3 protein-coding genes are annotated in these 5,358 nt (G+C 71.6%); 1 reads left to right on the forward strand and 2 read right to left on the reverse strand.

All coding sequences use genetic code 11. The annotated features are described in order from the left end of the window. Window positions 1-79: 79 nt before the first annotated feature. Window positions 80-1,510: a gamma-aminobutyraldehyde dehydrogenase gene (locus AC5LSR_RS12105; RefSeq protein ID WP_250281806.1), complete on the reverse strand. Its 1,431-nt coding sequence runs from the start codon at window positions 1,508-1,510 to the stop codon at window positions 80-82. Window positions 1,511-2,020: 510 nt separating this feature from the next. Continuing rightward, entirely contained in the window at window positions 2,021-3,427 is a 1,407-nt protein-coding gene (locus AC5LSR_RS12110; RefSeq protein ID WP_250281807.1) for an aspartate aminotransferase family protein, read from the reverse strand. Between the two features lie 507 nt (window positions 3,428-3,934). Between AC5LSR_RS12110 and AC5LSR_RS12115 the strand changes: the two genes are divergently transcribed. Continuing rightward, window positions 3,935-5,272: an aminotransferase family protein gene (locus tag AC5LSR_RS12115; RefSeq protein WP_250281809.1), complete on the forward strand. Its 1,338-nt coding sequence runs from the start codon at window positions 3,935-3,937 to the stop codon at window positions 5,270-5,272. Window positions 5,273-5,358 lie beyond the last annotated feature (86 nt).

Here is a 5,358-nt window from a genome sequence, read left to right on the forward strand (position 1 = left end):
GGTGCGGTGCGGTGCGGTGCGGGATGCCCGCCCGTGGCACCGTCACGGCCCCCGGCCGGCCTCCGACAGCCCGAACCGGTCAGAACTCGATGTTGCTCATCACGTGCTTGACCCGGGTGTAGTCCTCCAGACCGTAGATCGACAGGTCCTTCCCGTAACCGCTCTTCTTGAAGCCGCCGTGCGGCATCTCGGCCACCAGCGAAATATGGGTGTTGATCCATACACAGCCGAAGTCGAGCCGGCGGGCGACCCGCATGGCCCGCCCGTGGTCACGCGTCCACACGCTGGAGGCGAGCCCGTACTCGACCCCGTTCGCCCAGGCCACCGCCTCGTCCTCGGAGCTGAAGCGCTGGACGGTCACGACCGGGCCGAAGATCTCGTTCTGGATCATCTCGTCGTCCTGGCGCAGGCCCGCGACCACCGTCGCCGGGTAGAAGAACCCGGGCCGATCCAGCGGCTCCCCACCGGTGAGCACCTCGGCGTGCGACGGCCTGCGCTCCACCAGGCCGTGGACCCGGCCGAGCTGGCCGAGGTTGTTCAGCGGGCCGTAGGCCGCCGCCGGCTCCTGCGGTGGCCCCGTCCGGGTCGCCCGCGCCTGCTCGGTGAGGGCGACAACAAGATCGTCATGGACGCCCGGGGCCGCCAGCACCCGGGTGGCGGCGGTGCAGTCCTGGCCGGCGTTGAAGTAGGCCGCGCCCGCGATCCCCGCCGCCACCTCCTCGGCGTCGACGTCGTCGAAGACGATGACCGGCGCCTTGCCCCCGAGCTCCAGATGGACCCGCTTGAGGGAGTCCGCAGCCGACCGGGCGACCTCCATGCCGGCCCGGACACTGCCGGTCACCGACGCCATCGCGGGCAGCGGGTGGGCCACCAGCGCCCGGCCGGTGTCCCGGTCCCCGCACACCACGTTCAGGACGCCGGGCGGCAGGAACTCGGCGGCGATCTCGGCGAGCAGCAGCGTGCTCACCGGCGTCGTCTCCGACGGCTTGACGACCACGGTGTTCCCCGCGGCGATCGCCGGGGCGAACTTCCACACCGCCATCATCATCGGGTAGTTCCACGGCGTGACCTGCGCGCAGACCCCCACCGGCTCCCGGCGGACGAAACTGGTGTGACCGGCCAGGTACTCCCCGGCCGAGCGGCCCTCGAGCAGCCGGGCGGCACCGGCGAAGAAACGGATCTGATCCGCCATTGGCGGGATCTCCTCGTTCATGGTCAGCTCGATCGGCTTGCCGGTGTTCTCGCTCTCCCCCCGGACGAGGTCCGCGGCGCGCTTCTCAACCGCGTCGGCCAGCCTGAGCAGGGCCCTGGCCCGCTCGCTCGGCGTGGTGTCGCGCCAGGACTCGAAGGCGCGCCCGGCCGCCTGGACCGCGGCGTCCACGTCGGACGGGCCGGACAGGGACGCCTCGGCGAAGACCTCCGCGGTGGACGGGTTCACCAGCGGCATCGTGCGGCCGCCCGCCGCCGGGACGCTGGTACCGCCGATGAAGTTCGTCAGAATCCTGTCCATACGCACACTCCGGTAGCCGATATGGATCGAACGGACCTGGGGCCGGGCCGGCGTCGACCGGATTGCCGGCTGGCGTCGGCACCGGGTTCCCGGCCGGGCTCCGAGCGCGCGAGAAGAGCTGTGGCCGCGCGTTCTTCGGCCGGTCGCGGAATCCCCGGGCGCGAGAAGGCCACTGACAGGCAGACTAGACCACGGATTACGTCCCCGTCAGAAGGATTTGACGCAGAAATCATACCGAAATATCCCTTGAGCGTCATATCCCCGGTCATCCTTGAGCCGCCTCTCAGGAAGTCCTTCGGATATCCTCAGCCTCCCCCGGTATCCCCCGCCGTGCCCCCTGGCACTCCCGGGCGCTCCCGGGCGGCCGGCCGGGCCACCCGCGCGCCCGAGGTCCCCTCGATGGCCCGGCGGTGCTCGTCAGCGGGTGGCGCCCGCCTGCCACGTGGTGACAGTCCGTCAGCAGATGCCATCCCGCCAGGCCGTGACATTCCGCTATGAGGTGACATTCCGTCACGAGGTGATATCGCGGGCCAGCGCGTCCAGGGAGTCCAGGTAGCGGTCGACGTCGGCCTCGGTGTGCTGCACCGACAGCGTCCACTCCTCCTCCCGGCCCGGCGCCATCAGCACGCCCCGGTTGGCGTTGTACAGCCACGCGAGCTCCGGCAGCGCCGCGTTCTGGTGCGCCATGAACGAGGTGTAGTCGCGGATCGGCGCGTCGGTGAAGTGGACGCAGCCCTTCGAGCTGATCCCGACCGTGTAGCCGAGCAGCCCGTGCCGGCGCAGGATCTCGTCGCAGCCGGCGATCAGCAGCTCACACAGCCGGTCCAGGTGGGCGTACGCCTGCGGGGTGAGGACCTCCAGCAGGCTCGCCCGGGCCGCGGCCATGGTCAGCGGGTTGCCGTTGAACGTCCCGACCTGCTTGACCCGGTCCGACGCGACCACCTCCATGATCTCGGCGGTCGCGCCGAGGGCGCCGGAGGGCAGACCGCCGCCGAGCGCCTTGGCCAGGGTGACCATGTCGGGCCGGACGCCGAACCGCTCGGTCGCTCCCCCGGGCGCCACACACAGCCCGGTCTTGACCTCGTCGAAGATCAGTACGATGCCGTGACGCCGGGTGATCTCCCGGACGGCCTCCAGGTAGCCGGGCTCGGGCAGGATCACCCCGAGGTTCATCATCGCGGCTTCCATGATCACACATGCCGGTGGCCGCCCGTCGGCGACGAGCGCCTCGATCCGCCGCTCCATGGCCGGGGCGTCGTTGAACGGCACCGGCACGGTCAGGTCGACGACGGCCCGCGGTATCCCCTCGCCATAGGCGAGGGACGCCATGTTGTCGGGCGGGCCGATCTCGTCGTACGGGGTGCCGATGGAGACCATCACGTAGTCGTGGTGGCCGTGATAGGAGCCGAAGATCTTGATGATCGTCTCACGCCCGGTGACGGCCCGGGCGATCCGGATCGCGTCCATGGTCGCTTCCGAGCCCGAGTTGACGTAGCGCCACTGCGGCAGGCCGAAACGGCGTGCCAGCTCCTCGCTGACGATCAGGGAGTCCTCGGTCGGCATGGCGAAATGGCTGCCCAGCCCGATCCGCTCCCGCACCGCCCGGACGATCGCCGGGTGCGCGTGCCCCTGCACCATCGAGCCGAAGCCGTTGTGGAAGTCGCAGTACTCGCTGCCGTCGACGTCCCACACCCGGGAACCGCGCCCGTGCGTGAGGTAGATCGGCCAGGGATCACGGGCCTGGTAGGACGACGGGACCCCACTCGTCATCGAGCGCACCGCCCGGTCGTGCATCGCCCGTGAGCCCGGGGTGCGCTCCTGTAGCCGCAGCTCCTCACGCTCGGTAAGGGCGGCCACCCGCTCGTCACGGCGGGCCGGCAGGATGCCATCCTTCGGTTCGGATGCTGTTCCGGCCATGTGCTGCGCCCCCTCCCAGTGACCTCGCCTCCGCCCAGTGACCTGGGAATCCGGAAATCGCGAGGACCCGACCGGGCCGCTCGGACCACCGGCGCCCGGTAGGGAAAGCGTAGCCCGCCCGGCACCGGCCGGCCCGGTCCACAGCTGACGCGCGAAAGACAGGACCGTCCTGCCACCGGCCTGGCGCGAAGTGCGGGAACCCGCACCGACAGCCGTCCCGGAAATGCCAGCTCCATAACGGATGAAGAACTCCGGGAGGATTTCCACCGCTTACAGGATTTCTGTTGCTTACGGACTACCGATTATTTCCGGGCGTATCCGGTAGAACAAATCATGATTGTTCCCGGTTCGCCCCCCGATGCGGGCGGGCCTGGCGGGGACGGGCCTGGCGGGGACGGCGTTGTCCCGCCGCCCTCCGAGCGAGCCCCGCCACGCACCTGGCGAAACGACGGGCCTGGAACGACGGGGCTGTTGCGACGCTGCCCGGGACGTGCGCTACTTGCCTGCATGCCACGCCCCGCGCCCGCGTCACACCCCGCCCAGCCGGGCTCCCGCGCCCGGCCGCACCCTGCCCAGTCGCCTCCCAGGACGGGGGAACCGGCGGAGCCGGGGCCGCTGCTGCACCCGTTCGCGCGTCCGGCGGCGCCCGCGGGGTCGTTCCTGCGGATCGTCTCCGGCCGGGGCGCATACGTCACGGACGACTCCGGCCGCCGCTACCTCGACGGGATGGCGGGCCTGTGGCACTGCGCGGTCGGCCACGGCCGCGAAGAGATCATCCAGGCGGTCGCGGCGCAGCTGCGGGAGCTGGACGCGTTCCATCTCTTCGAGCGGTTCACCAACGCCCCGGCCGAGGCGCTCGCCGAGCGGCTCGCCGCGCTCGCGCCCATGCCACAGGCGCGGGTCTTCCTCACCAACGGCGGGTCCGAGGCGGTGGACAGCGCGGTGAAGATCGCCCGTCTCGCGCACGCCCTCGCGGGCCGGCCGGAGCGGACGATCATCATCAGCCGCTCCCCGAGCTATCACGGCGTCACCTACGGCGGGATGACCCTGACCGGGCTGCCGGCCAACCGGGAGGGATTCGGCCCAGGGGTCGGCGATGTCGTCCAGGTCGACAAGGACGACCTGGACGCGGTGGGCGCGGTGCTGGCCGACAGCCACGGCCGGGCCGCCGCGGTGATCGCGGAGCCGGTGATCGGCGCCGGTGGCGTCCACCCGCCGCGGCCGGGCTACCTCACCGGGCTGCGCGAGCTGTGCGACCGCCATGGCGTGTTCCTCATCCTCGACGAAGTGATCACCGGCTTCGGGCGGCTGGGGAACTGGTTCGGCGCGGACCACTTCGGCGTCCGGCCCGACATCGTCACCTTCGCCAAGGCCGTCACCAGCGGCTACCAGCCACTCGGCGGCGTGCTCCTCGGGCCCGCCGTGCACGAACCGCTGACCCGCCCGGATGTGGTGCTGCGGCACGGCGGCACCTACGCGGGGCACCCGGCGGCGTGCGCGGCCGCGCTCGCCAACATCGGCCTGCTGGAGTCCGAGGGCCTGATCGGCCGGGCGCCCGCGATAGGTGACCGCCTCGCGGCCGGCCTGCGCTCGGTGGCGCGGACGCACGGCCTCACCGACGTGCGCGGCCGCGGCGCCATGTGGGCGGTCGACCTGCCAGCCGGGGTGGATGCCACCGCGATACGCGACCACATGCTCACCCATGGTGTCATCGTCCGTCCGATCGGCGCGTCGACCCTTGCCTTCTGCCCGCCGCTGGTCGTCGGCCTCGCCGAGGTGGACACGCTGTCGGACGCGCTGCGAGCCGCCCTCGACGCCGACGCCGGCTCCGACGCCGGCACCTGATCCGGGCCCGGCACCAGATCCGGATCCGGGCCTGCGCCGGCCCTGCCCGGCAGGCCGTCACAGCCAGCGGATCATCACAGTCGGTG

This window comes from Protofrankia sp. CiP1_Cm_nod4, assembly GCF_982290645.1.

Coding starts and splice junctions, on each gene's coding strand:
- AC5LSR_RS12115 (WP_250281809.1), top strand. CDS start 3,935: ATGCCACGCCCCGCGCCCGCGTCACACCCCGCCCAGCCGGGCTCCCGC.
- AC5LSR_RS12105 (WP_250281806.1), bottom strand. CDS start 1,510: ATGGACAGGATTCTGACGAACTTCATCGGCGGTACCAGCGTCCCGGCG.
- AC5LSR_RS12110 (WP_250281807.1), bottom strand. CDS start 3,427: ATGGCCGGAACAGCATCCGAACCGAAGGATGGCATCCTGCCGGCCCGC.